Source organism: Negativibacillus massiliensis (genome assembly GCF_900148495.1).
In the GTDB taxonomy this organism is placed as follows: Bacteria; Bacillota; Clostridia; order Oscillospirales; family Ruminococcaceae; genus Negativibacillus; species Negativibacillus massiliensis.
In genome coordinates this window covers 1-25,141 of record NZ_FTRU01000008.1, presented here as the reverse complement: position 1 = coordinate 25,141, position 25,141 = coordinate 1, and the positions used below count along the sequence as shown (strand labels likewise).

Annotated in this window: 23 protein-coding genes and 2 rRNA genes; 4 read left to right on the top strand and 21 right to left on the bottom strand. The window is 45.7% G+C overall.

What is annotated here, in order from left to right; all coding sequences use genetic code 11:
• Positions 1-191: 191 nt before the first annotated feature.
• From BQ5375_RS06165 to mtaB, 11 genes are all read right to left on the bottom strand, one after another.
• Entirely contained in the window at positions 192-1,199 is a 1,008-nt protein-coding gene (locus BQ5375_RS06165; protein WP_022133155.1) for an NAD(P)H-dependent glycerol-3-phosphate dehydrogenase, read from the bottom strand.
• Between the two features lie 24 nt (positions 1,200-1,223).
• Positions 1,224-1,691, bottom strand: coding sequence for a GNAT family N-acetyltransferase (locus BQ5375_RS06160; RefSeq protein ID WP_022133156.1), 468 nt, complete (start codon positions 1,689-1,691; stop codon positions 1,224-1,226).
• A gap of 11 nt (positions 1,692-1,702) precedes the next feature.
• Positions 1,703-2,383: a glycerol-3-phosphate 1-O-acyltransferase PlsY gene (plsY, locus tag BQ5375_RS06155; protein ID WP_022133157.1), complete on the bottom strand. Its 681-nt coding sequence runs from the start codon at positions 2,381-2,383 to the stop codon at positions 1,703-1,705.
• A gap of 227 nt (positions 2,384-2,610) precedes the next feature.
• A complete protein-coding gene (gene der, locus BQ5375_RS06150; protein WP_076917605.1) occupies positions 2,611-3,945 on the bottom strand; it encodes a ribosome biogenesis GTPase Der in 1,335 nt (444 codons plus the stop codon).
• A 588-nt stretch (positions 3,946-4,533) separates the two neighbouring features.
• Positions 4,534-5,841: a DUF512 domain-containing protein gene (locus BQ5375_RS06145; protein ID WP_076917604.1), complete on the bottom strand. Its 1,308-nt coding sequence runs from the start codon at positions 5,839-5,841 to the stop codon at positions 4,534-4,536.
• A 105-nt stretch (positions 5,842-5,946) separates the two neighbouring features.
• Positions 5,947-6,126: a 50S ribosomal protein L32 gene (rpmF, locus tag BQ5375_RS06140; RefSeq protein WP_022133160.1), complete on the bottom strand. Its 180-nt coding sequence runs from the start codon at positions 6,124-6,126 to the stop codon at positions 5,947-5,949.
• 42 nt (positions 6,127-6,168) lie between these two features.
• Positions 6,169-6,702, bottom strand: a complete 534-nt coding sequence (locus tag BQ5375_RS06135; RefSeq protein WP_022133161.1) for a YceD family protein — start codon at positions 6,700-6,702, stop codon at positions 6,169-6,171.
• A gap of 324 nt (positions 6,703-7,026) precedes the next feature.
• The gene (locus BQ5375_RS06130) at positions 7,027-7,872 is read right to left on the bottom strand and encodes a CPBP family glutamic-type intramembrane protease (RefSeq protein ID WP_022133162.1); all 846 of its coding nucleotides are present in this window, start codon (positions 7,870-7,872) and stop codon (positions 7,027-7,029) included.
• 671 nt (positions 7,873-8,543) lie between these two features.
• Positions 8,544-12,260 (bottom strand): phosphoribosylformylglycinamidine synthase, encoded by a 3,717-nt coding sequence (locus BQ5375_RS06120; RefSeq protein WP_022132140.1) that lies wholly within the window; start codon positions 12,258-12,260, stop codon positions 8,544-8,546.
• Between the two features lie 167 nt (positions 12,261-12,427).
• Complete coding sequence (locus BQ5375_RS06115; RefSeq protein ID WP_205409033.1) at positions 12,428-12,712, bottom strand: acylphosphatase; 285 nt, start codon at positions 12,710-12,712, stop codon at positions 12,428-12,430.
• 236 nt (positions 12,713-12,948) lie between these two features.
• Complete coding sequence (mtaB, locus tag BQ5375_RS06110) at positions 12,949-14,238, bottom strand: tRNA (N(6)-L-threonylcarbamoyladenosine(37)-C(2))-methylthiotransferase MtaB (RefSeq protein ID WP_076917602.1); 1,290 nt, start codon at positions 14,236-14,238, stop codon at positions 12,949-12,951.
• Positions 14,239-14,481: 243 nt separating this feature from the next.
• Between mtaB and BQ5375_RS06105 the strand changes: the two genes are divergently transcribed.
• Entirely contained in the window at positions 14,482-14,712 is a 231-nt protein-coding gene (locus tag BQ5375_RS06105) for an HPr family phosphocarrier protein (RefSeq protein WP_022132137.1), read from the top strand.
• 24 nt (positions 14,713-14,736) lie between these two features.
• The gene (locus BQ5375_RS06100) at positions 14,737-15,267 is read left to right on the top strand and encodes an NUDIX hydrolase (RefSeq protein WP_022132136.1); all 531 of its coding nucleotides are present in this window, start codon (positions 14,737-14,739) and stop codon (positions 15,265-15,267) included.
• 55 nt (positions 15,268-15,322) lie between these two features.
• Here BQ5375_RS06100 and BQ5375_RS06095 read toward each other — a convergent pair whose 3' ends face one another.
• From BQ5375_RS06095 to BQ5375_RS06060, 7 genes are all read right to left on the bottom strand, one after another.
• Positions 15,323-16,225, bottom strand: a complete 903-nt coding sequence (locus BQ5375_RS06095) for a diaminopimelate dehydrogenase (protein WP_022132135.1) — start codon at positions 16,223-16,225, stop codon at positions 15,323-15,325.
• Between the two features lie 369 nt (positions 16,226-16,594).
• Positions 16,595-17,017, bottom strand: coding sequence for a hypothetical protein (locus tag BQ5375_RS06090; protein WP_022132134.1), 423 nt, complete (start codon positions 17,015-17,017; stop codon positions 16,595-16,597).
• A gap of 76 nt (positions 17,018-17,093) precedes the next feature.
• Positions 17,094-18,431 (bottom strand): glucose-6-phosphate isomerase, encoded by a 1,338-nt coding sequence (locus tag BQ5375_RS06085; RefSeq protein WP_076918091.1) that lies wholly within the window; start codon positions 18,429-18,431, stop codon positions 17,094-17,096.
• A gap of 250 nt (positions 18,432-18,681) precedes the next feature.
• On the bottom strand, positions 18,682-19,131 hold the full coding sequence (locus tag BQ5375_RS06080) for a helix-turn-helix transcriptional regulator (protein WP_022132132.1): 450 nt from the start codon (positions 19,129-19,131) through the stop codon (positions 18,682-18,684).
• A gap of 117 nt (positions 19,132-19,248) precedes the next feature.
• On the bottom strand, positions 19,249-20,436 hold the full coding sequence (locus tag BQ5375_RS06075) for a D-alanyl-D-alanine carboxypeptidase family protein (protein ID WP_083687526.1): 1,188 nt from the start codon (positions 20,434-20,436) through the stop codon (positions 19,249-19,251).
• Between the two features lie 655 nt (positions 20,437-21,091).
• Positions 21,092-22,612, bottom strand: coding sequence for a 4Fe-4S dicluster domain-containing protein (locus BQ5375_RS06065; protein ID WP_022132129.1), 1,521 nt, complete (start codon positions 22,610-22,612; stop codon positions 21,092-21,094).
• Positions 22,613-22,714: 102 nt separating this feature from the next.
• On the bottom strand, positions 22,715-23,002 hold the full coding sequence (locus tag BQ5375_RS06060; RefSeq protein WP_022132128.1) for an NAD(P)H-dependent oxidoreductase subunit E: 288 nt from the start codon (positions 23,000-23,002) through the stop codon (positions 22,715-22,717).
• A gap of 384 nt (positions 23,003-23,386) precedes the next feature.
• Between BQ5375_RS06060 and BQ5375_RS06055 the strand changes: the two genes are divergently transcribed.
• Together BQ5375_RS06055 and BQ5375_RS06050 are read left to right on the top strand one after the other, a co-directional pair.
• Positions 23,387-23,983, top strand: coding sequence for a sigma-70 family RNA polymerase sigma factor (locus BQ5375_RS06055; protein ID WP_022132127.1), 597 nt, complete (start codon positions 23,387-23,389; stop codon positions 23,981-23,983).
• Positions 23,984-24,102: 119 nt separating this feature from the next.
• Positions 24,103-24,381: a zinc-ribbon domain containing protein gene (locus tag BQ5375_RS06050; RefSeq protein ID WP_022132126.1), complete on the top strand. Its 279-nt coding sequence runs from the start codon at positions 24,103-24,105 to the stop codon at positions 24,379-24,381.
• A gap of 70 nt (positions 24,382-24,451) precedes the next feature.
• Here the strand turns inward: BQ5375_RS06050 and BQ5375_RS06045 are convergent, their stop codons facing one another.
• The 3 genes from BQ5375_RS06045 to BQ5375_RS06035 all read right to left on the bottom strand — a co-directional run.
• Positions 24,452-24,754, bottom strand: a complete 303-nt coding sequence (locus BQ5375_RS06045; protein ID WP_076917600.1) for a hypothetical protein — start codon at positions 24,752-24,754, stop codon at positions 24,452-24,454.
• A gap of 128 nt (positions 24,755-24,882) precedes the next feature.
• Positions 24,883-24,999: ribosomal RNA gene (gene rrf, locus BQ5375_RS06040) — 5S ribosomal RNA — on the bottom strand.
• A 57-nt stretch (positions 25,000-25,056) separates the two neighbouring features.
• Positions 25,057-25,141 (bottom strand): 23S ribosomal RNA (locus BQ5375_RS06035); the annotation flags it as partial.

Here is a 25,141-nt window from a genome sequence, read left to right as displayed (position 1 = left end):
TTTCCTGGTTTTTTAGAGGCTTGAACAATCTCTATTTTACCAGAAAGGATGTTTCTTTGCTTAAGCCCTAATCCACCCGCATAGCGGGCGGTTGTTGAACTTTCGCTTATTGGCGAAAGTTCTTCGATAAAGCACTAATGCAAAAAGCGGAAGCTCAAATGAGCTTCCGCTTTTCTTTTCTCTTTTTAGAGTTAAACTACCCAGGTGTGTTCAATTTCCTTTTTCTTTGGTCTTCCCATCAGATCCCGAACGGCATCTTTCGGGCTTTTTCCCTCATACAACACCTGATAGGTCTGGCTGGTGATCGGCATCTCGACTCCCATTTTTTCAGCCAGATCATGAGCAACTTTAGTACAAGAATATCCTTCTACCACCATGCCCACCTGTTCGAGCGCCTGTTGTACCGGCACTCCCTGACCGACCAAAATTCCAAATCTTCGATTTCTGGAATGCATGCTGGTACAGGTAACCACCAGATCGCCGATACCGGAAAGTCCGGCAAACGTTTCCTGATGTCCGCCCATTGCCACGCCTAGACGGGCGATCTCGGTGATTCCTCTGGTCATGAGGGCTGCTTTTGCATTGTCACCCAAACCAACGCCATCGGCGATTCCAGCCGCCACAGCGATGATGTTCTTGAGTGCACCTCCCAGTTCAACTCCAACCAGATCGTCATTGACATAAACGCGAAAATCCGGATTCATCAGCCAGTCCTGTACCTGATGTGCCGCCGCTCTGTCTTTGGATGCAACCGTAACAGTAGTTGCTTCTCCCCTGCTGACTTCCTCTGCATGGGATGGTCCGGAAAGCACGACATTTGGATGATCCGGGATTTCCTGAGAAATAACGGTCGAAAAATCAAGGAAAGTGTCCGCTTCCAGACCTTTTGCTACACAGACAATGATACTGTTCGTACCAATATGCTCTTTCAAGCGATGTGCTGTCTGACGCACTGCAAAGGATGGAACTGCCATAATAATCAGATCACTGTACTTAGCAGGCTCCAGAGTCGCTGTAAATACGATTTCCTGTGGGATTTTTACTCCCGGCAACAGTTTTTTCTGCTCCCGTTCTTCCCGCAGCCGAATCACTTCTTCTTCCCGATGAGACCAGACGGTTACCTCGTGGCCATATCGATGACACATCAAGGCAAGCGAGATTCCAAATCCTCCTGCACCCAGTACCATCACCTTTGCCATGTGCTTCCCTTCTTTCTATCGTTTTTACAAGTATTTTTTCATGATAACAGCATCTTCCGTTCGTCCGACTTCACAAAACCCTTGTTTCAGAAACAGAGAAAGGCTTGGATTATCCACCGCGATATCATCATATACCTCGATACAGCCTATTTTTCGGCATTGAGCACACAAAAGTTCCAATCCCTTTGTGCCATATCCTCTGCCACGGAATCGGTCATGTACAATGACATTCAGAAGATATCTGCCGCTTTCCTCGTCCAGATGACAGGCTACTTCACCGACAAAGCACTTTTCCTCTCCGTTATACAGATAGGCATAAAACCGCTTTCCCTGTGTGTTTACAATCCATCGATCATACCAATCAGCCCATTTTTTCTGCGGGAAGTCAATGCAGCCGCCCCATCTGGCATTATATGCCATTGTAGCTGGATCAGCAAGCAAAGCTTGTCGAAAGGAAAGTTCTTCTATTTTTGGGGTATGCAGGGAAATCATAGCCGTCCCTCCTAATTTTTCGACTCTGTTTGAGGGATATCTGTTTTTTTATCGCCAATTCGGCGTTCGGTTCCATTAATCAAACGTTGGATGTTGCCGCGATGCTTAAAGATTACAATGACAGAGAACAACGCTGCAAACAAGAAGTCAAACAACAGCGGTTTTCTCAGGCACAGATCAACGATCAATGTAACAAACGGATAGAGCAGTGCGCCAGTAACCGAAACCAACGAAACAATTCTTGTGATAAACAAAACCGGCAAAAAGATAATCAAAAGGATAAAAAACACCAGTGGATTTACAACCAGTATAATTCCCAAAGAGGTAAGAACACCTTTGCCTCCTTTGAATCCAAAATAAATCGGGTACAGATGGCCCAACAGGGCAAAAAATCCTGCAAGATAGCCTGCGTCAAACTCTGTGACGCCAAAGACCGAAAAGATCCATCTTCCAATAACAACCGCCAGAACACCTTTGAGAAAATCTCCCAGCAGGGTAAAAAACGCTGGCATCTTTCCATAGGTTCTCAGGATATTGGTCATTCCTGCATTTTTGCTCCCGTATTTGCGCACATCGTCATGTGCATAAATTCTTGATACAATGATAGCGAAACTGATGCTTCCCAGCAGGTAGGCAATCACCCCTGCCAGCACACACGCTCCAACATTGAGCATGGTCTGTGAAACTTCCATTTTCTTCATCCTCCTTCTCTACTATTGTATCAAGTGTTTCACTATAATGCAACCCCTTGTTGCCTTTTCTTTTTATTGTCATGCGTCACAGGGGTACTGCCCATAGCACATCTTGTGCTGTTTACCCCCCGCAAACTTTTGTGTACAAAAGTTTGACAAAAAACTTCCGTTTACCTTCGGTACAAACAAAAAAGAAGCTCCTCTGATGAGGAGCTTCCCGAGAAACGCTATTGTTTTTTGTCACCTTTTTCGCGAACCAGCATACGGATTGGAGTTCCTTCAAATCCAAAGTTTTCGCGGATCTGGTTTTCCAGATAGCGCTGATAGGAAAAGTGGAACAGCTCTGCACGGTTAACAAAGCAAGCAAATGTTGGTGGTCTGGTGGAAACCTGAGTCATGTAGTAAATCTTCAGGCGTTTTCCCTTATCAGACGGCGGCTGAACGCGAGCGGTCGCATAGTTGAGCATATCGTTGAGCATACCTGTGGAAATGCGGCGAGCGTTCTGTTCATCCACTGCCTTGATCATCTCATACAGTTTTTCAACGCGCTGTCCGGTCTGCGCGGAGATGAAGACCATCGGTGCATACGGCATAAAGCTGAAGTCGATATCCAGCTGTTTCTTCATTTCCTGCATGGTCTTATCGGTCTTGTCCTCAACCGCATCCCATTTGTTGATTGCAATGATGCAAGCTTTACCCTGCTCATGAGCATATCCGGCAATTTTGGAGTCCTGCTCACTGAATCCCTTGGTTGCATCAATCATGATGATGCAGACGTTGGAGCGGTCTACCGCCATATAAGCGCGCAGCACGCTGTATTTTTCGATAGCTTCCTCAACCTTGCTCTTGCGGCGAATGCCGGCTGTATCAATAAATACAAACTTGCCGTACTGGTTTTCAATCACGGTATCGGTTGCATCACGGGTGGTTCCTGCGATATCCGAAACGATAACCGCTTCTCTGCCGGCAATACGGTTTACCAGAGAGGATTTACCCGCATTTGGACGGCCTACAATTGCAACTGTAATGCTGTCTTCGCCATATTCTCCTTCATCGGAGAAATCGAGGTACTGATATACTGCATCCAGCAGGTCACCGGTACCATGGCCATGGACAGAAGAAACCGCAATCGGCTCACCCAGTCCCAGGTTATAAAATTCATAGAATTCCGGCGGAGGATCTCCGACACCATCACATTTATTAACGCACAGAACAATCGGCTTGCCGCTCTTTTGCAGCATTGCAGCGACTTCCTGATCGGTTGCGGTAATACCAGTCTTCATATCAACCACCAGAATGGTCACTTCTGCGCTTTCGATTGCAAGCTGTGCCTGACGGCGCATCTGAGAAAGGATAATATCATCCGAGTATGGTTCGATACCGCCGGTATCAACCAGCATAATTTCATGGTTGCGCCATTCACAGGACGCATAGATTCGGTCACGGGTAACGCCTGGAGTATCTTCCACGATGGAAAGACGCTGACCGATCAGCTTATTAAACAGGGTGGATTTGCCGACATTTGGGCGACCCACCACAGCAACTACTGGTCTGACTGCCATAGAAAACCTCACTTTCTGTTGTAACTTAATTGATAGGATTCGTATGTTAGAGCAAAACAAAAGTTTTACTCAATTTTTTCAAAAAATTGTGGGTTTCCAAAGGGCAAAGCCCTTGGTTGCCTTCCGCAGAAGGCGACACACCTTGAAAAAATATAAATAATAAAAAACGATAGAGGCAGAGAAGCAATTTCGGTGCTGTCGCACGTCAGTGCGTGGCACACGGAAAGTGTGCCTGTGTACAGCGACGCGCCACACAAACTGGAACAGATTTCTACCGTCAAAAATCATCCACCGGATAATTTTTGAGGACAGTTTACTTAAATAGTCAGTTCTTGAAAACTTTTTTTCTTGTAAAAAGTTTTCAAACTTTCAAAAATACGCCTGACGATAAAAGATTTTTCGCACTCTGCGGAGTGCGCCCAAAGGCGTCGCCTCTGGACACCACGAACTTTTTGAAAAAAGTTCGATCAAAAACTTTATTTTTTACACTACCCGTCTTTACGCCGTAGGCGAACAGCGTACAGGCTCAGCCTGCTCTTGAAAAAGGTGGACGAAAACTTTTGTTTTGTTCTCTTTTTAAACAACTCGTTAGAGTCCCAGCATCCGGTCAAGCAACTCGAACGCATCGTTCTCCACCGGTGTAACCTCGACACCCAGCTTCTCCCTTACCTCTTCGAGTGTAACATCATCCAGAAACTTGTCCTGTTCATGCCGCAGCATGTTTGCAGGAATCAGCAATTCGTCTCCGATCTCCACATACTCAAGCTGCTTTAACAGATCCTGTCCGGTCACCAATCCCGCTACGGTAATGGTGTGCCCGAAAAAGTCGTTGATAATCTTTTTGATCTGCACCTGTACCTGCGGGAATTTTTCCCCGACTCTCTGTGCAAAATCATGCATCATTGGGAAGGCAAGCTCTCCGGTCGCAATGGTCACTTTGCGCGGCGCTGATACTGTCCTGTTTTCTTCCGAAAGAGCCAATGCAAAATCATGCTGCATCAGGGTCATCATGCCTACACCATTCTCCAGCTGAGCAAAATCCTCATAGAAATCATACTCCGGAAACGGCTTTCCTGCAAGGATATAAAATTCATCCGAAGCGTAAACCGTTCTTGCCCCATACTCCTTCACAAAGTAGTCTCCCCACTTTTCCAGTGTTTCGATTACCTGCTCGGCTTCCTTTGGAGAAACGGTGCGTATCGGGGCTAACCCTTCCCGATGCTTGGTGAGTCCCACCGGAACAACGGCAATGCTCTGAACATTCGGACCAAGTTTTGCAAGCTCGGAAATGCTGTATTCCAGCTCCTGTCCATCGTTATATCCCGGACACAGCACGATCTGGGTATTGACCTTGATTCCACCTTCGGTAAGCATCTTCACAAATTTGAGTGCTTCCCCCGCAAATGGGTTTTTCATCATCTCAACGCGAAGCTGCGGATTCATGGTGTGCACCGAAATATTGATTGGACTGACATGCATCTTGATGATGCGGCGGATGTCGTCCTCTTTTAAGTTTGTCAGGGTTGTATAGTTGCCGAACAAAAAGGACATGCGGGTATCGTCGTCCTTAAAATAAAGGCTCTTGCGCATTCCCGGAGGGGTTTGATCCACAAAGCAGAAGATGCATTTGTTTTTGCAGCCCATTTGACGGTCCATCAGATAGGTTTCAAACTCCAGCCCCAGGTCGTCGTATTCGTCCTTATCCACAACAACGGTACGGACCTTTCTTTCCTCATCGCACAGCAGGATCTCCAGGTGTTCATCGGTCATATAGAACCGATAGTCCAGCACGTCGGTGATTGCGTTGCCGTTGATACTGATGAGGGTATCCCCCTTGTGTATCCTTGCGCGTCTGGCGGGACTTCCCGGCTCCACGCTGGTGATTCTTACTGCCATCTGTTCGGCTCCTTTCCCTTAAAAACTGTTACATAAAAAATGGGCAGGAAGGGAAGTGATTCCCCTCTGCCCTTCTTTTGCCAGATTAGACTTTGTAATCAAAAATTAGTCTTTTTTGATTACTTCTCTGCCTTTGTAGTAGCCACAGTTGCCACATACTTTGTGAGGAGCTTTCAGCTCACCGCACTGTGGGCAGATAGAAAATGCTGGTGTGTCGAGTTTCCATACGTTGGAACGTCTTTTATCTCTGCGTGCTCTAGATACTTTTCTCTTTGGTACTGCCATTTTTGTGCATCTCCTTAAATTATCGTAAAATCATAAAAAGTGTTAAGATGGAAGGTTCTGATCTTCTTCCTCATCAGACCATTCCAGATTGTCGAATGCCTTGACTCGACGGTTTGTCTCCCATACGGGTTCCTGACAGCTGCATGTTTCCTTATTAAGGTTGCAGCCACACATTGGACACAGTCCTTTGCAGTCCTCCGAACACAGCATCCTGATTGGTAGCTCAAGAAGTATGTCGTCCTGTGCAAGGGTATCCATATCCAGAATACCGTCTTCGCAGACAAGATAATCATCATCTTCCTGCTGGTTGAGCTTGCGCACCACAGTATGGAAAAACTCCTGGTGTTTTTTCTGCTCTACCGGTTCCAGGCATCTGGCACAACTTGCGGAAAGGATATAATCCGCATCATAGCGTACCGTAACGATACCTGCGCGGTTCTGCACTTCGCCTTTGATTGCGATCGGTGTTTTAAATGGACGATCGCCCCACTGTTCCACTCCGCTCAAATCAAGTTCCATCGAAAACGGAAGAACCTGTTCTTCGGCATCGAACAATTTTTTCAGGTCAAGCTGCATAATAATTTTCCTTTCCCATAAAAATGGTATCCCCATTCTCTGCAACAGCTTTGCTTCGGTCCTGTTACAGCACAAACTGACCCCGTCCGCTCCGCCAGAAGCCGACCTTTCCGGGACAGACTTATCCCTCCGAATCAGTCCGTAACAGAATTAATTATAGTATCCAAACTCTGTTTTGTCAACACTCTGCGCGCGATTTTTCGCCTGTTTATGCTGTTTTTTCGCCGAAAACCTATTTTTCTCCAACTTCAACAAATTGCAGCTGCAAAAAGAGTTTTGGATAGTCAAATTTTAAATTTCTTTTAAATTCCTCTCATTCCAAAACTATCCCAGAATCAGCCCTGACCAATAAGGGGTAGTCTGAAACAGAATCAGGATAACCATAAAAAAGTTAAAGCTTGCTCTAAAAACATAAGGATGGCGGACATGGTTTTGCTGCTGGACCTTGATTTTTTCACAGGTCTCGGTAAAATTCGTGGAAAGATTGAGCGCAATAATCAAAATCACCACCGATACTGCCAGAGCCGTTACCGCAAACAGAAGCAGATTTCGGGCATCCATTTGCTGACCATATGCCACCATCATCAGCTGGGAAAACAAGAAGAAGAAATGGAAGATGGTTGTCATGACAAGGCAGCGTGTCACCTCATAAACCATCGCTGCAAAGAGTCCCAGCATCAGCATTCCAGACCACTCACCCAGATTAGACAGCAACATGGTAATCACTCCCGAGCCGATAATGGACGGCAGGATTCCATACTTGCGCCACTCCCCATACAGACAGCGACGGAATGCAAATTCACTGACCAATGAAGACACTGCGATAAACAGAATCTGAAGCGGCAGAGTGAGATTCGACTGCATCACAGACAGTCCAATCATTGTATTGTTCTCGATCTGTGCAGACATGGAAAGAACGTTTTCTCCCATAATTGCGCACAATCCAAGCGCCGCACCGGAAAGTGCAAGCAGCAAAACTTGCAGGATTTTTTTAGCATTGATTTTGGTGGAGAATCCTTCTCCCATCATTGGGAGCTGATATTTTTTGACCCAGAAAATGCCGACGATTGCGGTGAGTGGAAGGGTCAGGACATCGAGGACCTTGATGACACACAGGACAGACATCAGATAATCTGTCTTATCTCCCTGTGGCTGGTATGGATTTGCCATAGATAGTCTCCTTTTAGGTAAAGATTTTGGAAAAACAAAAGTTTTTGATCGAACTTTTTTCAAAAAGTTCGTGGTGTCCAGAGGCAACGCCTTTGGTCGCTCGTCGCAACGAGCGAAACTCTTTATCCGTGAAAGCGCATTTTCGGAGGTATGGACCCCTTTTGCAAGTGAAAAGGGGTCCATGAGCCGATTTTGAGCAGAGAGTAACTCCGAAAAGTTTCCAGTGGGAAGTTTTCGGCAGCACCAGATTGAATCTGGACACAATATCACGCTTGGGTTTAAGGCGAAATGGTAGTTTCAGCACACGACAATGCCATAGATTCACTCAACAGATTTTTATGCTCAACAGCACAGACAGCAGAAAAATCTCCCACTGGGAGGTTTTTCTGGAAAGTGAGTGTCGTTTGTCTGTCAAGGGGGCTTTTCTCTTACAAAATCCCCCTCTTTTTCAATACAACATTTGTATTGAAAAATTCACCCACAAAGGCGCCTGACGATAAGAGTTGAACAAGTTCAACTCGAGATTCCGCCTTCTGCGGAGTGCAACCAAAAACTCTGCCTTTAGAATCTGCCACCTTTTGTAAAAGGTGGATGAAAACTTTTGTTTTCGCTTTTTGCAACAATGTCCACCCTCTGACGAGGGTGGACATCATTCATTCTAATATTGCAAATTAGTCTCTGAAGTAGTCAACTGCGCCAGCAAACATCTTCTGATCTTTGTTGCCGTCAACGTTCAGATACAGGCTGCCTGTGTAACGCTCGGAGTGACCCATCTTACCGAATACTCTGCCGTCTGGAGAGGTAATACCTTCGATTGCATCCACAGAACCGTTTGGATTGAAGCGGTAATCCTGAGTTGGGTTGCCGTTGAGGTCAACGTACTGGGTTGCGATCTGGCCGTTTTCTGCCATCTTCTTAACCAGCTCTTCGCTTGCTACGAAGCGGCCCTCACCGTGGGAGATTGCGATGGTGTGGATATCACCAACATTGTTGTGCATCAGCCATGGAGACTTGTTGGAAGCGATTCTGGTACGAACCAGACCAGACTGATGACGGTTGATGAGGTTGTAAGTCAGGGTTGGGCAGGTGTCATCGGTGGTGATGATTTCACCGAATGGAACCAGACCCAGTTTAACCAGTGCCTGGAAACCGTTACAGATACCGCACATCAGACCATCCTTATTCTTGAGCAGATCCATCACAGCTTCGGTGATCTGTGGGTTGCGGAAGAAGGAGGTGATGAATTTTGCGGAACCTTCTGGTTCGTCACCGCCGGAGAATCCGCCTGGGATTGCAATGATCTGGGTCTTTGCAATCATATCTTTCATCAGAGCAACAGACTCTTTGATCTGTTCCGAGGTCTTGTTGCGGATTACTACGATATTTGCTTTTGCGCCTGCACGCTCGAATGCACGTGCTGTATCATATTCACAGTTTGTGCCCGGGAATACTGGAATCAGTACCTGTGGCTGTGCAATCTTGGTGCCTGCGTGTGCATGCTCTTTGCACTCATAGCTGTAAGAAGGAATAACAACATTTGGAGCTTTGGTGATCATTGGATAAACCGGCTCGAGGGTTGCTTCCCATACTTTCTGGATCTCATCAAGGCAAACTTTCTCGCCGTTTACATCGATTGCATATTCCTCGGTGGTATGACCGATCTCTTTTGCAAAGGTGTCAACCTCACCTGCTGCCTCGAATACGAATGCGCCGTAGGTTGGTTTGAACAGGTGGTGAATCTTCTCGTTTGCAGCAAAACCGATGCGGTTACCGAATGCCATCTTACAGAGTGCCTCACCGATACCTTTGCTGCCCAGAGTGTAAACTGCTTTTACTTTACCTTCTGCAATCAGGCTTTCCATATGGTCGAATACCTTGCGAATGCTCTCGTAAACCGGCAGACCATTTTCGTCATATTCCGGTGTGAGCAGGTATACTTTATCGTTTGCAGCTTTAAACTCACCGCTTACAATGTTCTGAGCTTTGGTTGCAGAAACTGCGAAGGAAATCAGTGTTGGTGGAACATGGATGTCCTCGAAGGAACCGGACATCGAGTCTTTACCACCGATTGCAGCGCAGCCCAGTTCGAGCTGTGCTTTGAGTGCGCCCAGCAGAGACTGGAATGGTTTGCCCCATTTTTCTGGATCGGTGCCGATCTTCTCAAAGTATTCCTGGAAGCTCAGCCAGCATTTGTGACGGGTACCGCCAACTGCGATCAGTTTTGCGATAGATTCGATTACTGCAAGCTGTGCACCTCTGAACTGATTTTCCTCGGAGATGTATGGGTTAAAGCCCCATGCCATAACAGAACAGGTGTTGGTTTCGCCAAAACGAACCGGAATCTTTGCAACCATTGCCTGTGCAGGGGTCAGCTGGGTCTTACCGCCGTATGGCATCATAACAGTGTTTGCACCGATGGTGGAGTCAAAGCGGTCGGACAGACCTTTCTGGGAAGCGACATTGAGTTCGCCCATGATCTTCTCGAATTTTTCTTTTACCGAGAGACCTTTATTCTTGCAGCAGCATTTTTCTTTTTCTGCTGGAGCTTTTGCAATAACCTTGGTGTATTTTGGAGCACCGTTGGAATTTAAGAATGCACGGGAGAGGTCAACGATCTTCTTTTCTCTCCAGAACATAACCAGTCTTGGATCTTCAGTAACTTCCGCTACTGCAGTAGCCATGAGGTTTTCTCTGTCAGCTGCCTGCATGAATTTCTCAACATTTTCTTTTGCAACAACGACAGCCATTCTTTCCTGGGATTCGCTGATTGCAAGCTCGGTGCCGTCCAAACCATCATATTTCTTTGGAACAAGGTCGAGGTTAATTTTCAGTCCGTCAGCCAGCTCACCGATTGCAACCGATACGCCGCCTGCACCAAAGTCGTTGCAGCGTTTGATCATGCGGGTAACATCGCCGTCGCGGAACAGTCTCTGGATCTTTCTTTCTTCCGGTGGGTTGCCCTTCTGAACCTCTGCACCACAGCTGGAGAGAGATTCTACGTTGTGGGACTTGGAAGAACCGGTTGCACCGCCGCAGCCGTCACGTCCGGTCTTGCCACCCAGAAGGATGATGACATCGCCTGGAGTCGGCTCTTCACGAACAACGTTTGCTGCTGGAACTGCGCCGACTACTGCACCAACTTCCATACGTTTTGCAACATAGCCCGGATGATAGATTTCGTTTACCTGACCGGTAGCCAAACCGATCTGGTTGCCGTAGGAGCTGTAACCAGCTGCTGCGGTGGTAACGATCTTCTTCTGTGGAAGTTTACCCTTGATGGTATCTTCAAATGGGGTCAGCGGGTTGCCTGCACCGGTAACACGCATTGCCTGATATACATAAGCACGACCGGACAGAGGGTCACGGATTGCGCCGCCCAGACAGGTTGCTGCACCGCCGAATGGCTCGATCTCGGTTGGGTGGTTGTGAGTTTCGTTCTTAAACTGTAAGAGCCAATCCTGTTCTTCGCCGTCTACATCAACTTTGATCTTAACAGAGCAAGCGTTGATCTCTTCGGATTCGTCGAGGTCGGTCAGTTTGCCCTGTTTTTTCAGAGCTTTTGCACCGATGGTAGCCAGATCCATCAGGGTCATTGGTTTGTCCTTACCTGCATGGATGGTCTTTCTCAGTTCGAGATATTCGTTGTAAGCGTCCTTTACATAGTCGCTTTCAATCTCAACATCTTCAATACGGGTAGAGAAGGTGGTATGACGGCAGTGATCCGACCAATAGGTATCGATCATGCGGATCTCAGTAATGGTTGGGGTACGTTTTTCGGTTTCTTTAAAGTATTTCTGGCAGAAGGTAATATCGCCAAGGTCCATTGCCAGACCATAGTTTTTGATGAAGTCACGAAGTCCCTGCTCATCCAGGTCGCAGAATCCATCCAGAACTGCAACATCAGCCGGAACATCGTATGGTGTATGCAGAGTTTCCGGAGTTTCCAGAGAAGCCTCCATCGATTCAACAGGGTTGATCAGGTGTGCTTTGATGCGGGTAAGTTCTTCATCGCTGACGCCCTGAATTACATATACCTTTGCGGAAGCAACGGTTGGACGGTCATGCTGTGCAGCCAACTGGATGCACTGTGCAGCGGAGTCTGCACGCTGGTCAAACTGTCCTGGCAGGAACTGAACGGCAAATACCTTTTCATTCTGTGCAAAAGCAGGCAGCGTATCATATACATTATCTACCTGTGGTTCCGAAAGGATTGTTTTCTTTGCAAGTTCAAAGTCCTCGTCCGAAATATCTTCGACATCATAACGATTCAGGATACGGACACTTTCTGCTGTATGGATACCCAGCGAGCTGCGGATATCCGCAAGAACTCCCTGCGCCTCAACAGCGAAAGGTGTCTTTTTTTCAACATACACTCTGTAAACAGACATACTTCACACTCCTAAAAAACGTTTGTACTTTCTCTCTATCTATTTTCTGATTCCGAAAAAATTTTCGAAAACCATTTTACCCCATTATACCATAATCCCCAAAAGGTTAATAGCCCGAGCCTTCTTTTTAAAAAGAGAATTTTTTCCCTCTTTTGGCTCAAACTTTGCTAATATTTTACAGAAAACCCGTGTGCATCAGGGGCTTCCCCATCTTCCAGCGGTATTACGTCAAGGGAATCGACCTGAATCCACATACTTCCCTTGCGAATTTTTCGCAGAAGCTGTTCGACTGCTTCGCGATCTCCATTTAAGTACATATCGACCGAACCATCATCACAGTTGCGCACCCAGCCACCGATTTGAAGGGCCACTGCGCTGTACTGGACGAAATAACGAAATCCCACACCCTGTACTCTTCCGCAGGCGCGGGCATAGTATTTGACCTGCATCATGACCCTCCTCTCATGTATAAAAACAAAACTTTTCATCCACTTACTGCCCATCTTTACGCCGAAAGCGAACAAAAGTTTTGTCAACTTTTTGTTTTCTCTATTGCTACCCGTCCTTGCGCCGTAGGCGAACGGTGTCCAGCTTCAAGCTGGTTTCGCTCGTTGCGACGAGCGCCTAAAGGCTCTGCCTTTAGAATCCGCGAGCTTTTTGTAAAAAGCTCGACCAAAAACTTTATTTTTTACACCAGTTCTGCTGTACAGAGGTCGCCCTGAACCCCGGTAATTCGAACATCATGAATCTCTCCGCACAGTTCTCTATCACTCTTAACACAAACCGGTGTGTAATTCTTGGTGTAACCATGCTGCATTCCGTCCGACTGCTGAGTCTCAAACAATACGCTCTCGATTTTGCCGACCTGCGACTGTAAAAATTCCTGTCTGCTCTGCTCGGTCACCTCTGCCATTTTGTGGCTGCGCTGTTCTTTCTGATGGTTGGTCAGCTGATTTGGCATCTTGGCAGCACGTGTACCCGGGCGAATCGAATAGGCAAATACGTGTACCTTTCCAAATCCAATTTCCTTTGCAAAGGCAAGAGACTCGGCAAATTCTTCCTCGGTCTCTCCCGGGAAGCCAACCATGATGTCGGTGGTGATGGATGGATTATCAAACTTTGTCCGGATTCTTGCCACCAGATCGCGGTAAAAGGCAGTATCATAATGACGATTCATCCTCTTGAGGGTTGCATCACAGCCGCTTTGCAGAGAAAGATGGAACTGCGGACAGAATTTTGGCAGCGATACCAGAATTTCCAGATTTTTGTCAGTGAGCATCAGTGGTTCCAGCGAACCCAGACGCACCCTCTCGATTCCTTCTGTGGTGCACGCCAGTGTTACCGCATCTACCAGATGGCAGCCGATATCTTTGCCATAGCTGGAAAGGTCTATACCTACCAGCACCACCTCTTTGTATCCCTTCGCACTCAAATCATACAGTTCCAGCTTCAGATCTTCCAGAGACTTGGAGCGGTTAAATCCCCTTGCGTATGGAATGATGCAGTAGGAGCAGTAATGCTCGCATCCGTCCTGAATTTTGACAAACGCTCTGGTTCTCTCCAAAAAGCTGTCTGCTTTCATCTCTTCGAAGCTTTCTTCCTTGGTGTGCGGGGTAATTTTGACAATGCGTTTTCCGTCTCTGAGGTACTGGTTTACATATTCCAGCACCTTTTTCTTTTCTCCTGCGCCGACCAGGATGTCCACTTCCTCCATCTTCTGGGCTTCCTCTGGAAATGCCTGTGGGAAGCATCCAGTCAGGGCAACTACCGCACCCGGGCTGTTGCGTTTCATGCGGTGGATCATCTGGCGGGTCTTTTTATCTCCCGATGCAGTAACGGTGCAGGAATTGATAATATACACATCCGCTGCGTCGCTGCTGTCCACAATATCATATCCATAGGCAGAAAACTGCTGGATCAAAACCTGTGTTTCATACTGATTCACCTTGCATCCCAAGGTGTAAAATGCTGCTCGCATAAATCCTCTTTTCTCCGGCGTGTTCCGGCGCATTGTACGGTATGGTTTTTCTGTACCAACCACTTTTTCTTTAAAAATGACGTAAATTCCATGATATTTTTGGGAATATCTTTCGTCTTGAAAACTATTGAAAATGATATACAAATAAATTATAATGAATTTAAACAATAAATACAACCGTCTTTCGACAAATTCTTGTGACGAAAGTCGACCTATTTTATCAGGGAAGAGGAGAGATCTTACATGAAACGGGAACAGATTATGCTCAAAACCATCAATGATGTAAAAGCATTTGTTAATTCGGTCGCAAAATATGACTTTGATGTTGACCTTCTTTCCGGCAGATATGCTGTCGATGCAAAATCCATTATGGGAATCTTCAGCCTGGACCTTTCCAAGGCAATCACAATGGAAGTTCATTCGGATGACTGCCAGGATTTCCTAAACGAGATCAAACCTTTCATCGTAAAATAACACAAAACAGGAAGGAGAGCCTAAATGGCTGAATACTGGGACATTTACGATGCGGACCGCATCAAGACAAACCGCAAGCATCTGCGCGGCGAACCGATTGCGGACGGGGACTATCATCTGGTGGTCAACATCTGGATCTATAACAGTCAGGGAAAGGTACTGCTGACCCAGCGTCATCCCGACATTCCCTTTCCCCTCAAATGGGCGTGCACCGGTGGTTCTGCTCTGGCCGGAGAAGATACTCTGACCGCTGCTATCCGGGAAACCCGGGAAGAAATCGGCCTGATTCTTTCCCCGGACGAGCTGATTCCTGCCGGACAGGAACGACGTCTTCACAGTTTTCTGGATACCTTTATTGTGTGCAGGGATGTCCTCCCTGGTGAAATCGTGATGCAGCCGGAAGAAGTTGTCGATTTTTGTTGGGTCAATGAATCACAGTACCGCAAGATGCAGCGGGAAGGACTTTTGCATCCTGCCCTCAAAAATTTCTTTGAGATATACCGGGAAAAGATTCCCCGAAACAATCCGTTTGGCAAAAAACAAAACAGCAGATAAAAAAAGGAACCTTTCGTAAAAGGTTCCTTTTTTGTTTCTCTTGTTGTCCGGAAGATTAAACCAATCTGCGGATTTTTTCTTCCAGTGTGCCTGGGAGCAGGTCCATAACTGGAAGCTGAGGCATAACATAGCAACCTGGTTTCTGGCAGAGGCTTGCTCTTGCACATGCTACCATGATCTGGGAAGTCAGTGCTGGGTTGTTAATCTTCATGTTAAACTCGAACAGCTGATTGTGGGTAGTACCGGAAACGCCTTTGCGAACCAGGTTTACACCATGACCTTTATCCATCAGTGCTGCAACGGATGGTACTGCAATTACATGAGTTTCATCATGTTTAAAGTAGTCATCCTCCAGGATGGAACGTTTTACTGTCTCGAAATCATAACCATCTTCCAGTTCGATGTAAACATTTCTTCTGTGGATACCGGTTCCAAGCGGAATGGTCATGGACAGAGCATCACGAACGCCCTCTTTGCCCTTTGCTGCTACCGAGTGACCCATGCTCATGCCAGGGCCAAAGTTTGTATCGGTAATACCATTTGGAGCACATGCTTCCAGAAGGGTACGAACTACCGAGTCAGATCCCGGATCCCAGCCGGCAGAGATAACAGCAACTGCACCGGATGCTTTTGCTTCTTTATCCAGTTCACAGTGCAGGTCCCAGATCTTTGTATGGATATCAAAACTGTCTACGGTATTGATTCCTTTTGCCAGATACTTCTTTGCGTTTTCCTCAACCGAACGGGTTGGTAGACACAGCAGTGCAACCTGTGGTTTTACCGGCAGTTTATCAACGTCGTCAACAACACAGATTCCGTTCAGTTCTTTTGGCTGCTCACTGCCTGCATTGTGACGCACTACGCCGACCAGTTCAAAATCTTCGGCTGCTTCCACTGCCTGCAGAGCATAATGACCGATGTTGCCATAGCCAATGATCGCTGCTTTTACTTTTTCCATACAAAACAGTCCCTTCTATTTTTTATTACAAACGGTTAATCTAACTTTAACCAGTTAAAATAGTATCACGTATTTTCTGTCCCGTCAACGTGTAAAGTATGAATATTTATCCAGATGCCAAAGGAAAATTAAAGTTTTTTATAGTTGAAAATAAGTTTTCAACTGACTTTTCGTACACAAAAGTTTGCGGATTCTAAAGACTCTGCCTTTAGTCGCTCGTCGCAACGAGCGAGTGTGTTAACTTAAGCGTTGCCGCGTGCTGAAACTGCCATCTCGCACAAAACCAAAGCGCGAAACTGCTTTGGTACTTTCTGAGAAAGTACAGAAAAGGACACGCCTTTCGGCGTGTCCTTTTAAAGTCATCAAAACTTATTTTACGATGAAATCTTTCATTGTGATTGGCAGGTCAGCTACATCACAGGATACTGTGAAGATGATCTCTGCATCGCTCTGAACTTTAGAAAGTTTTTCAACCAGAGCAGCCAGACCTTCGTAGTCTTTTTCTACTTCGCCAACTTTGCCGATTTTGAATGTACCATCTACAAACAGATGGGTGATATCATAGTTACCAGCAAGGATGCCTGCCAGGAAACCATACAGGTTTGCAAAGCCTTTTACCTGATACTCGTCGCTGTTAATCAGACGAACGCTTGTTGGTACCTCGCGAGCCAGTTTGTCACCTTTTTCTACACAGACTACATTGCCTTTGGATGTTTCAGCTGCTGCTTTTGCCATGTCGATGAGGGTTTTGGTTTTGCCGCTGCCTTTTGTACCTACGATCAATTTAATCATTTGAAATTCCTCCCTGATAACAATTTATTTGGAACATTGCTTACGTAAAATGAAAGTGGTCAGGTCTTTGCCTGCCTTATCTCAGCTGTGCTTCCAGTGCTTCTTTCTGGTCTTCGTAACCCGGTTTGCCAAGCAGAGCAAACATATTTTTCTTGTAGCTTTCAACGCCTGGCTGGTTAAATGGGTTGACTGCCAGCAGATATCCGGAAAGAGCACATGCTTTTTCGAAGAAGTAGATCAGATAACCAAGTTCTTCTTCGTTAACCTCAGGCAGTTCCAGTACCATGTTTGGTACACCGCCCTGGGTATGTGCAAGGATGGTTCCCTGCATTGCTTTTTGGTTGACTACCGACATATTCTGCTGGGACAGGAAGTTGAGTCCGTCAAAGTTTGCCGGGTCTGCCTCAATGTAAAGATCCTGCTGTGGCTTTTTGATATCCACAACCGTTTCAAACAAAATTCTCGAGCCTTCCTGGATAAACTGACCCATCGAATGAAGATCGGTGGAGAAGATTGCCGAGGAAGGATAGATTCCTTTGTTATCCTTACCTTCACTTTCACCAAACAGCTGTTTGTACCATTCATTCATCATGGTAAATGCCGGTTCATAGGACACCATGATTTCAATTGCTTTTCCTTTGCGGTAAAGGATGTTTCTCAGTGCCGCATATCGGTAACAATCGTTCTTTTCCAGATCACAGACAGCAAGTGCTTCTCTTGCTTTTGCTGCACCGTCCATCAGCTTTTGGATATCCGAACCGGAAACTGCGATTGGAAGCAGTCCTACTGCGGTCAGTACGGAATATCTTCCGCCGACATCATCCGGAATAACAAAGGTTTCATAACCTTCTTCATCTGCCAGCTGTTTTAAGGTGCCTCTTGCTTTATCGGTTGTGCAGAAAATACGTTCTTTTGCGCCTTCTCTGCCATATTTTTCGATTGCCAGTTTGCGGAAAATCCGGAATGCCAGCGCCGGTTCGGTTGTTGTTCCCGATTTGGAGATGACATTGATCGAAAAATCTTTGCCCTCACAGATCTTGAGGATCTGATTTAAATAAGAAGGGCTGATACTGTTTCCAACAAAGTAGATCTTTGGTGTGTCTGTTGCCAGATCGTTGTACATCTGGGAATGCAGAAGCTCGATTGCTGCTCTTGCTCCAAGGTAACTTCCGCCGATACCAATTACGATCAGTACCTGAGAATTGCTGCGGATCTTCTGAGCCGCTTTCTGGATTCTTGTAAACTCTTCCCTGTCATAATCAACCGGAAGATCCAGCCATCCTAAAAAGTCATTGCCAGGACCCGATTTTTCATGGATCGTACGGTGCGCTGCCTGTACCTGAGGAAAGATTGCTTCCAGTTCTTCGTGGTTCACGAAGGGTTCCAGATATTTGGCATTGAGTGTAACCGCCATATAAATCATCCCTTTCAAATGCATCCGCCAGATAATTTCCTCTATTTTTATGAATGGATTATCTTTGGTGATATAGCTATTTTACCTTATTTCCTTTCGTTTTGCAAGCTCTTTTTTGTAAAAAATGTTCTTTTCTCTAATTTTAAGTAAAAATGGGACTTTTTCACTGCAAAGCAGGCAAGTGCTGTAAAGAAAAAAGGGAGTGTCCTAAATTGATTGACTCCCTTTTTCTTCCACATTCATTCTGTTTTTAGTTTTGCCCATTCCAGATTTTTGCCAGAATATCCTTGAGTACCAGAAAAGCGTCCTGTTGACTGTATCCATAATCTGCTTTGAGCTGATCAAGCATCTGTGTCAGCCTGTTTGTATATTCCTCTATCTTTACCTGCTGCTGGTACTGTGTCAGAATCGGATATTTAGATGCCCACATCTGTGTCCAGTCAATTTTCTGCTGGGTCTCCTCACTGGTTTTCTGAATGATTGCTTCGATTTCTTTTACCTCGATATCAAAGTCTACCAGCTCATCCAGTGTCAGGTGGTAGAGTACCGATAAGCGCTTAGACTGACGGATATCCGGCAGTGTTTCATCCAGTTCCCATTTGGAAATGGTCTGCCTGCTGACCCCCAGTTTTTCCGCTACCTCTTCCTGAGAAAGTCCACTCTTTTTTCGGGCATTAAAAAGACTGTTTCCTAAACTCATTGCTGCTGCCTCCTGCATTTTTGCTTTAGGATTTCATTTATGGTCTTAAGTATAACCAATCTCCAAAACAAAATCTACCAGTACAGCTTTCCGATTGCGCCCGTTTTCCTGACATTTTTATTGCATCGTTACTAGTGAGCGACAAAGCAGGCGAAGGCTTTTTCCAAAAGTCAGCTCTCCAACCACTTCTGTTGCCGTCAGAGGCTCTCTGCTGACCTCCTGACCATTCTTCAGAAGAACTACACTTCCAATCTGCTGTCCCTGTTCCAGCGGTGCTTCGACCTGTTCCGGGCGCTCGACGCTAACCTGCATCTGCTCCGCTTCTTCCTTGCGGATAACAGCTTTCGGCATCGTCTGAGCTTGCGGAACCACCTCTGTCTTTTCACCACGCACCACCTTGATTGGATCGAGTGCACCTTCCGTAAGCTCTCCCTCATAGATCATAAACGAGGAAAAACCGTAGTCCAGCAACTGTTTTGATTCCTCAAAGCGAGCATCACTGCTTTGGCATCCCATAATGACCGAAATCAATGACATTCCATTTCGAGTCGCAGTAGCGCACAGGCAATGTCCTGCCGCATCGGTGGTACCGGTTTTCAATCCCGTTGTTCCATCATAAAAGCGTACCAACCGGTTTGTATTGACCAGTTCTGTTTCTCCGTTTCTCAGGCTGTCCATCCAGATGGTGGAATACTTGGTAATTTCCTCACCATGTTTTGTCATCAGTTCCCGCGCCATTGTTGCCACATCCTGTGCGCAGGTATAGTGTCCTTCTTCATCAAATCCGGTACAGTTGACAAAGTGGGTGTTTACCAGTCCCAGCTCCTGTGCCTTTTGATTCATCTTCTCCACAAAGGCTTCTTCTGTCACTGCAATCGCTTCGGCAAATACAACTGCTGCATCATTTGCACTGGCTACAATCAGGGCTTTGAGCAAATCCTCCACCGTCATCTGTTCCCCTTCCTTGAGCCAGATTTCCGATCCCCCCATTGTTTTGGCGTAGGATGAACAGGTGAGTTTTTGTCCCGGTGTCAGCACACCTTCATCAAACGCTTCATAAATCAAAATCAGATCCATCAGCTTGGTCAGGGAAGCAGGAGCAAGTTCCTGTGTGGAGTTTTGCTCAAACAGAACCGTTCCAGTATCCTGTTCAATCAGATAAGCTGCCTTTGCTGTATAGCTCATCGCCACTTCCCGCTTTTCTCCATCTGCAAAAACAGAAAGGTTCCCCAGAAGCAAAGCCGCAATTAGCAAGACTGAACAGAATCGACTTCCCAGCTTTTTTGTGATATGTTTTATCTTCACGCCAATTCCCCCCAAAAGGTTTTTGTCCTATGTATATGGGAAAGGGGGGATGTTTATGTTAAGAGCAAGCACAAAAGCAAAAGTTTTCGTCCACCTTTTTCAAAAGGTGGCAAATTCCAAAGACAGTGTCTTTGGTCGCACTCCGCAGAGTGCGAAAAACTTTATCCGTGAAAGCGCGTTTTCGGAAGTTTGAAACCCTTTTGCAAGTGAAAAGGGTTTCAAGAGCCAATTGAAAACAGAAAGTGAAATCAAAAATTATCCAGTGGATGATTTTTGACGGCAGAAACTTACATTTAACTTATGCTGTTTTTATTTTTACTGACTTTCAACAAAATTTATTTATCTATAATCGGCAAATCCAGCACAGACAGCAAAAAAACCTCCCAGTGGGAGATTTTTTTGGAAAGTGCATGTCGTTTGTCTGTCAAGTGTCTGTCAAGGGAGCTTTTCTCTTACAAAACCCCCTCTTTTTCACTCCAATATTTGGATTGAAAAATTCACCCGCAAAGGCGCCTTGACGATATGAGTTGAACAAGTCCAACTCTGGATTTCGCCTTCTGCGGAAGGCGACCAAAGGCGTTGCCTCTGGACACCACGAGCTTTTTGAAAAAAGCTCGACCAAAAACTTTTGGTCGAGCTCTACTGAAATTTCTACTTACTTCTTAGTATATTTACCCAGCTTTTCAAATACAGTTTCATCTTGGGTGGAAATCTTAAACTCACTCTGTGCAGCAAAGTCCTGTCCTGCCTTGATCGCTTTCGGAATACTGGTGAGCGTTCCTGCACCGCCGACACATCCGCCTGGACAAGCCATGCCCTCCAGCAGATAACCATCCCTCTTGCCCAATTTTGCAAGGGTCAGCATCTTTTTACATTCTACCAGACCTTCTGCATGGTCTGTCTTAACTTCCAGGTCAGGAGCAAGCTCATGGATACAGTCAGCAACTGCTTTCGCTACACCGCCTGCAATACCATATCCGCGTCCCGAAGAAGTTGCTCCGTGATTGAATCCGGTATCATCCTGAAGATCAGAGAATTCAATACCATTTGCCTGGAAAATTCCCATCAATTCTTCGAAGGTAATAACAAAGTCGACATCACTGCGGATATCTGCGCGCATTGCCTCCAGTTTTTTGGAAGCACATGGTCCGATGAATACTACACGGGCATTTGGATGTTTTTCCTTGATGATACGTGCTGTCGCTACCATCGGAGTCATAGAGTCAGAAATACAGTGTGCAATTTCCGGGAACTGCTGTTTTGCCATCATAATCCAGGATGGACAGCAGGATGTTGCCAAAAATGGAAGCTTACCGGTCGGAACATTTTTGATATATTCCTCTGCTTCTTCCACTGCACCGATATCAGCACCACGGGCAACCTCGTAGATATGCTCAAAGCCAATCTTACGCAGAGCTGCACGAACCTTTTCCGGAGAAGCGAGCGGACCAAACTGTCCAACAAATGCCGGTGCAACCTCTGCGATAACCTCGTCACCGCGCTTGATCGCCTGAATCAGCTGGAAAATCTGGGATTTATCCGCAATCGCGCTGAATGGGCAGCTGACAAGGCACTGACCACAGGAAACGCATTTATCGTAGTTGATCTTTGCTCTGCCATACTCATCGCTTTCAATCGCGTTGACACCACAAGCTGCTGCGCATGGACGTTCACTCTTTACGATTGCGGTATATGGGCAAGCCTGAGCACATCTTCCGCATTTGACACATTTTGATTTGTCGATAAACGAACGACCGTTTACGATCGAAACTGCCTTGACTGGGCAAACTGCGGTGCACGGATGTGCAATACAGCTGCGGCAAAGATCCGTAACAGTATAGCTGGTTTCCTCGCAGGCATTGCAAGCAAAGGAAATTACGTTGATCAGCGGCGGTTCATAGAACATGTCCGCAATTGCGCTGTCATTGATTCCCTGAGAAACTGGTGCATGCTGGTCAACCGGACGCAGCGGCAAGCCTACTGCCAGTCGAAGACGCTCACCTACAATTGCGCGCTCCTTAAAGACGCTGTCTCGATAACTTGCCGATTCTCCCGGGATAATCGCGTATGGGATCTCTTCGATTCTGGAATAGTCCCCATCCTCATAGGCAAGACGGGCAATCTCGGTGAATACCTGTCTTCTGATTTTCGTAACCGGTGTTGTAATACCTCTCATCTGTACTTCCTCCCGTTATACATCCTGTAACTTCTCTATCTTACTGCCTTAAAAAGGCATTTTACAAAACATGGTATGCTGTACGCCGGACTATCTGGATTGTTATTCCTCTTCTTTAAAACAATCGATAATATAAGACATTACCGATTCAGAATCTGCTTTGCTAAAAACTTTTCCATTGACTTCCACCATTGGGGAATCTGCTTCATGCGAAACTCCTCCAAGGCATTTATCGGTAGTAACAATCAATTCGCGTTTTTCCTGAATCATGTCATCATCTTCCATCTGTTCCCGCAGATGGCGCAAGCTTTCTACCGACTCCATAATCTCAACGGAACCGTTCATAACACATGCTGTACAGACACAAACTTTAACCTCTACTTTTTTCATAAGTTCCAACTCCTGTTCGATTGTCAACTCTTTAACAATCTTGTTTCTAGTATACTGTTTCGTTATTTTTTTGTCAACAAAATTCCGCCAAAAAAGCGAAAAAAATTGACCTTCCATCCTCACTCTCAACACTTATTTTTTATTATACCATAGGCGCAAAAAAGAAATCAAATCCAGTGGCAATAAATTTTTTCGATGCGAAAAAAATGCTTTCGTTACTTTGTCTAAAAAAGGAAGTTCAGATATTCATTTTGTCCAAAAATGGCGTAATTTCCGGCTTTTTGGAGAAAAGAAAATTTTCAGATAGCTGTAAAATCAATTGACATAAACATTTCCGTACTATATAATGGAGAAGTAGCATTTTTGCTTTCAGGAGAAACGTTTATGGCAAAAGAAAACACAATGGGCAACTGCCCGGACCAAGCGCTTGTGCAGCGTGCCAAAAATGGGGACACCGATGCTTTGGCTCAGCTGATCACTCGTTTTTTACCACTGATAAAAAACCGAGCTGCACGCTATTCTTTTGTGGGTTTGGAACAGGATGATTTTGTTCAGGAAGGGCTGATTGGTCTTTTCACTGCGGTGAAAAACTATGATGTCGGACGCAGTGCTTCGTTTCGAACCTATGCCAATCTGTGTATTCATTCACGGATGGTATCCTGCCTAAATGATCTTCTTTCCAAAAAGCACCTGCCTCTTAATGATTATCTGCCGATTGACTCTCTGAATACTTCTCATCAGGAGATTTTGTCTCAGGGAGAATCCGACCCGCTGGAGATGTATCTTCGTCGAGAGGAAGCACAGATCAGGCAGGAAAAAATCAAAACTCTTTTGTCTGGATTAGAACAGGAAACCTTAACATTGTACCTCAGCGGTCATTCTTATGAAGAAATGGCAAAGCTTCTTCACTGCACAACCAAAGCTGTTGACAATGCCCTGCAACGAGTTCGACGAAAGCTTCGGGACAGCCAGCAGGATTAGTCCCTTTTCCGGTTGATCAACCGCAAAGCGGTTGCAAATATGCCCCTTGACTCACAGCAGAGCGATCTGATCTCTCCCATTCGGTCTTTGGGCGAATATATGAAGCGAGGTATAAAACTATGTACGAAGACAAAACATTAGTATGCAAAGAATGTGGAGCTGAATTCGTTTTCACCGCTGGTGAGCAGGAATTCTACGCTGAAAAAGGTTTCCAGAACGAGCCACAGAGATGCAAAGCTTGCAGAGATGCTCGCAAAGCTGACAAAAAAGCTGAGAGAGAAATGTTCACAGCTGTTTGCGCTGGCTGCGGCAAAGAAGCAAAAGTTCCTTTCAGACCAAGAGAAGATCGCCCAGTTTACTGCAGCGAGTGCTTTGCTAAAATGAAAGAAGAAAGATAATCTTACTTAGATTATTCTTTTGTACGATAAAACGGAGGATACAAATTGTATCCTCCGTTTTCCTTTATATTTATTTTGTACGCAGAATATCCAATTCCTGTTCCAACTGCTCCTTAAGAGTTTGAATCAAACGCAGTTCTTCGCACATATCCTTTAAACGTTTTTGGCACTGATCTTTCGTAGAAAGCAAACGAGCACGATACTGTTTTTTACTTTCATCTTCCAGAATCGATTCCAGCATGGAAAGCTCTATTTCTGCCTTTTCCTGCATTTTCTCTACCGTGTTGATCTGACAGAGCAGGCTTGGAATTTTTTTGAGATATTCATTATAGATTTCTATTTTGCACCATTTCTCACCAATCATCATTTCCATGATAAAACCCTCCTTGTCTTTCTTCCATTATACTGCAAGGAGTGCTCTTTTTTCAACTATTCACAGTGAGGAAGGTGAAAAGTTTCTATACATAACAAAAGAGCGACTCGAATAATCGAGTCGCTCTGTGTTGGCACCGCTCTATTTTCCCAGGCAGTCACCCGCCAAGTATTTTCGACACTGGTGAGCTTAACTTCTGTGTTCGGAATGGGAACAGGTGGATCCTCACCGCCATTAGCACCAACTATTTAATTAAGGGAATGTTCCCTCAAAATTGAACAATGAAAATTTATTAGCAACACTTGGTCAAGCCCTCGACCGATTAGTACTGCCAAGCTAAATACCTCACGGCACTTACACCTGCAGCCTATCAACCTTGTAGTCTTC

What these genes read in the sequence shown, in the direction of transcription:
- BQ5375_RS06165 (WP_022133155.1), bottom strand. Translation starts at nt 1,199, where the DNA reads ATGGCAAAGGTGATGGTACTGGGTGCAGGAGGATTTGGAATCTCGCTT.
- BQ5375_RS06160 (WP_022133156.1), bottom strand. Translation starts at nt 1,691, where the DNA reads ATGATTTCCCTGCATACCCCAAAAATAGAAGAACTTTCCTTTCGACAA.
- plsY (WP_022133157.1), bottom strand. Translation starts at nt 2,383, where the DNA reads ATGGAAGTTTCACAGACCATGCTCAATGTTGGAGCGTGTGTGCTGGCA.
- der (WP_076917605.1), bottom strand. Translation starts at nt 3,945, where the DNA reads ATGGCAGTCAGACCAGTAGTTGCTGTGGTGGGTCGCCCAAATGTCGGC.
- BQ5375_RS06145 (WP_076917604.1), bottom strand. Translation starts at nt 5,841, where the DNA reads ATGGCAGTAAGAATCACCAGCGTGGAGCCGGGAAGTCCCGCCAGACGC.
- rpmF (WP_022133160.1), bottom strand. Translation starts at nt 6,126, where the DNA reads ATGGCAGTACCAAAGAGAAAAGTATCTAGAGCACGCAGAGATAAAAGA.
- BQ5375_RS06135 (WP_022133161.1), bottom strand. Translation starts at nt 6,702, where the DNA reads ATGCAGCTTGACCTGAAAAAATTGTTCGATGCCGAAGAACAGGTTCTT.
- BQ5375_RS06130 (WP_022133162.1), bottom strand. Translation starts at nt 7,872, where the DNA reads ATGGCAAATCCATACCAGCCACAGGGAGATAAGACAGATTATCTGATG.
- BQ5375_RS06120 (WP_022132140.1), bottom strand. Translation starts at nt 12,260, where the DNA reads ATGTCTGTTTACAGAGTGTATGTTGAAAAAAAGACACCTTTCGCTGTT.
- BQ5375_RS06115 (WP_205409033.1), bottom strand. Translation starts at nt 12,712, where the DNA reads ATGATGCAGGTCAAATACTATGCCCGCGCCTGCGGAAGAGTACAGGGT.
- mtaB (WP_076917602.1), bottom strand. Translation starts at nt 14,238, where the DNA reads ATGCGAGCAGCATTTTACACCTTGGGATGCAAGGTGAATCAGTATGAA.
- BQ5375_RS06105 (WP_022132137.1), top strand. Translation starts at nt 14,482, where the DNA reads ATGAAACGGGAACAGATTATGCTCAAAACCATCAATGATGTAAAAGCA.
- BQ5375_RS06100 (WP_022132136.1), top strand. Translation starts at nt 14,737, where the DNA reads ATGGCTGAATACTGGGACATTTACGATGCGGACCGCATCAAGACAAAC.
- BQ5375_RS06095 (WP_022132135.1), bottom strand. Translation starts at nt 16,225, where the DNA reads ATGGAAAAAGTAAAAGCAGCGATCATTGGCTATGGCAACATCGGTCAT.
- BQ5375_RS06090 (WP_022132134.1), bottom strand. Translation starts at nt 17,017, where the DNA reads ATGATTAAATTGATCGTAGGTACAAAAGGCAGCGGCAAAACCAAAACC.
- BQ5375_RS06085 (WP_076918091.1), bottom strand. Translation starts at nt 18,431, where the DNA reads ATGGCGGTTACACTCAATGCCAAATATCTGGAACCCTTCGTGAACCAC.
- BQ5375_RS06080 (WP_022132132.1), bottom strand. Translation starts at nt 19,131, where the DNA reads ATGAGTTTAGGAAACAGTCTTTTTAATGCCCGAAAAAAGAGTGGACTT.
- BQ5375_RS06065 (WP_022132129.1), bottom strand. Translation starts at nt 22,612, where the DNA reads ATGAGAGGTATTACAACACCGGTTACGAAAATCAGAAGACAGGTATTC.
- BQ5375_RS06060 (WP_022132128.1), bottom strand. Translation starts at nt 23,002, where the DNA reads ATGAAAAAAGTAGAGGTTAAAGTTTGTGTCTGTACAGCATGTGTTATG.
- BQ5375_RS06055 (WP_022132127.1), top strand. Translation starts at nt 23,387, where the DNA reads ATGGCAAAAGAAAACACAATGGGCAACTGCCCGGACCAAGCGCTTGTG.
- BQ5375_RS06050 (WP_022132126.1), top strand. Translation starts at nt 24,103, where the DNA reads ATGTACGAAGACAAAACATTAGTATGCAAAGAATGTGGAGCTGAATTC.
- BQ5375_RS06045 (WP_076917600.1), bottom strand. Translation starts at nt 24,754, where the DNA reads ATGGAAATGATGATTGGTGAGAAATGGTGCAAAATAGAAATCTATAAT.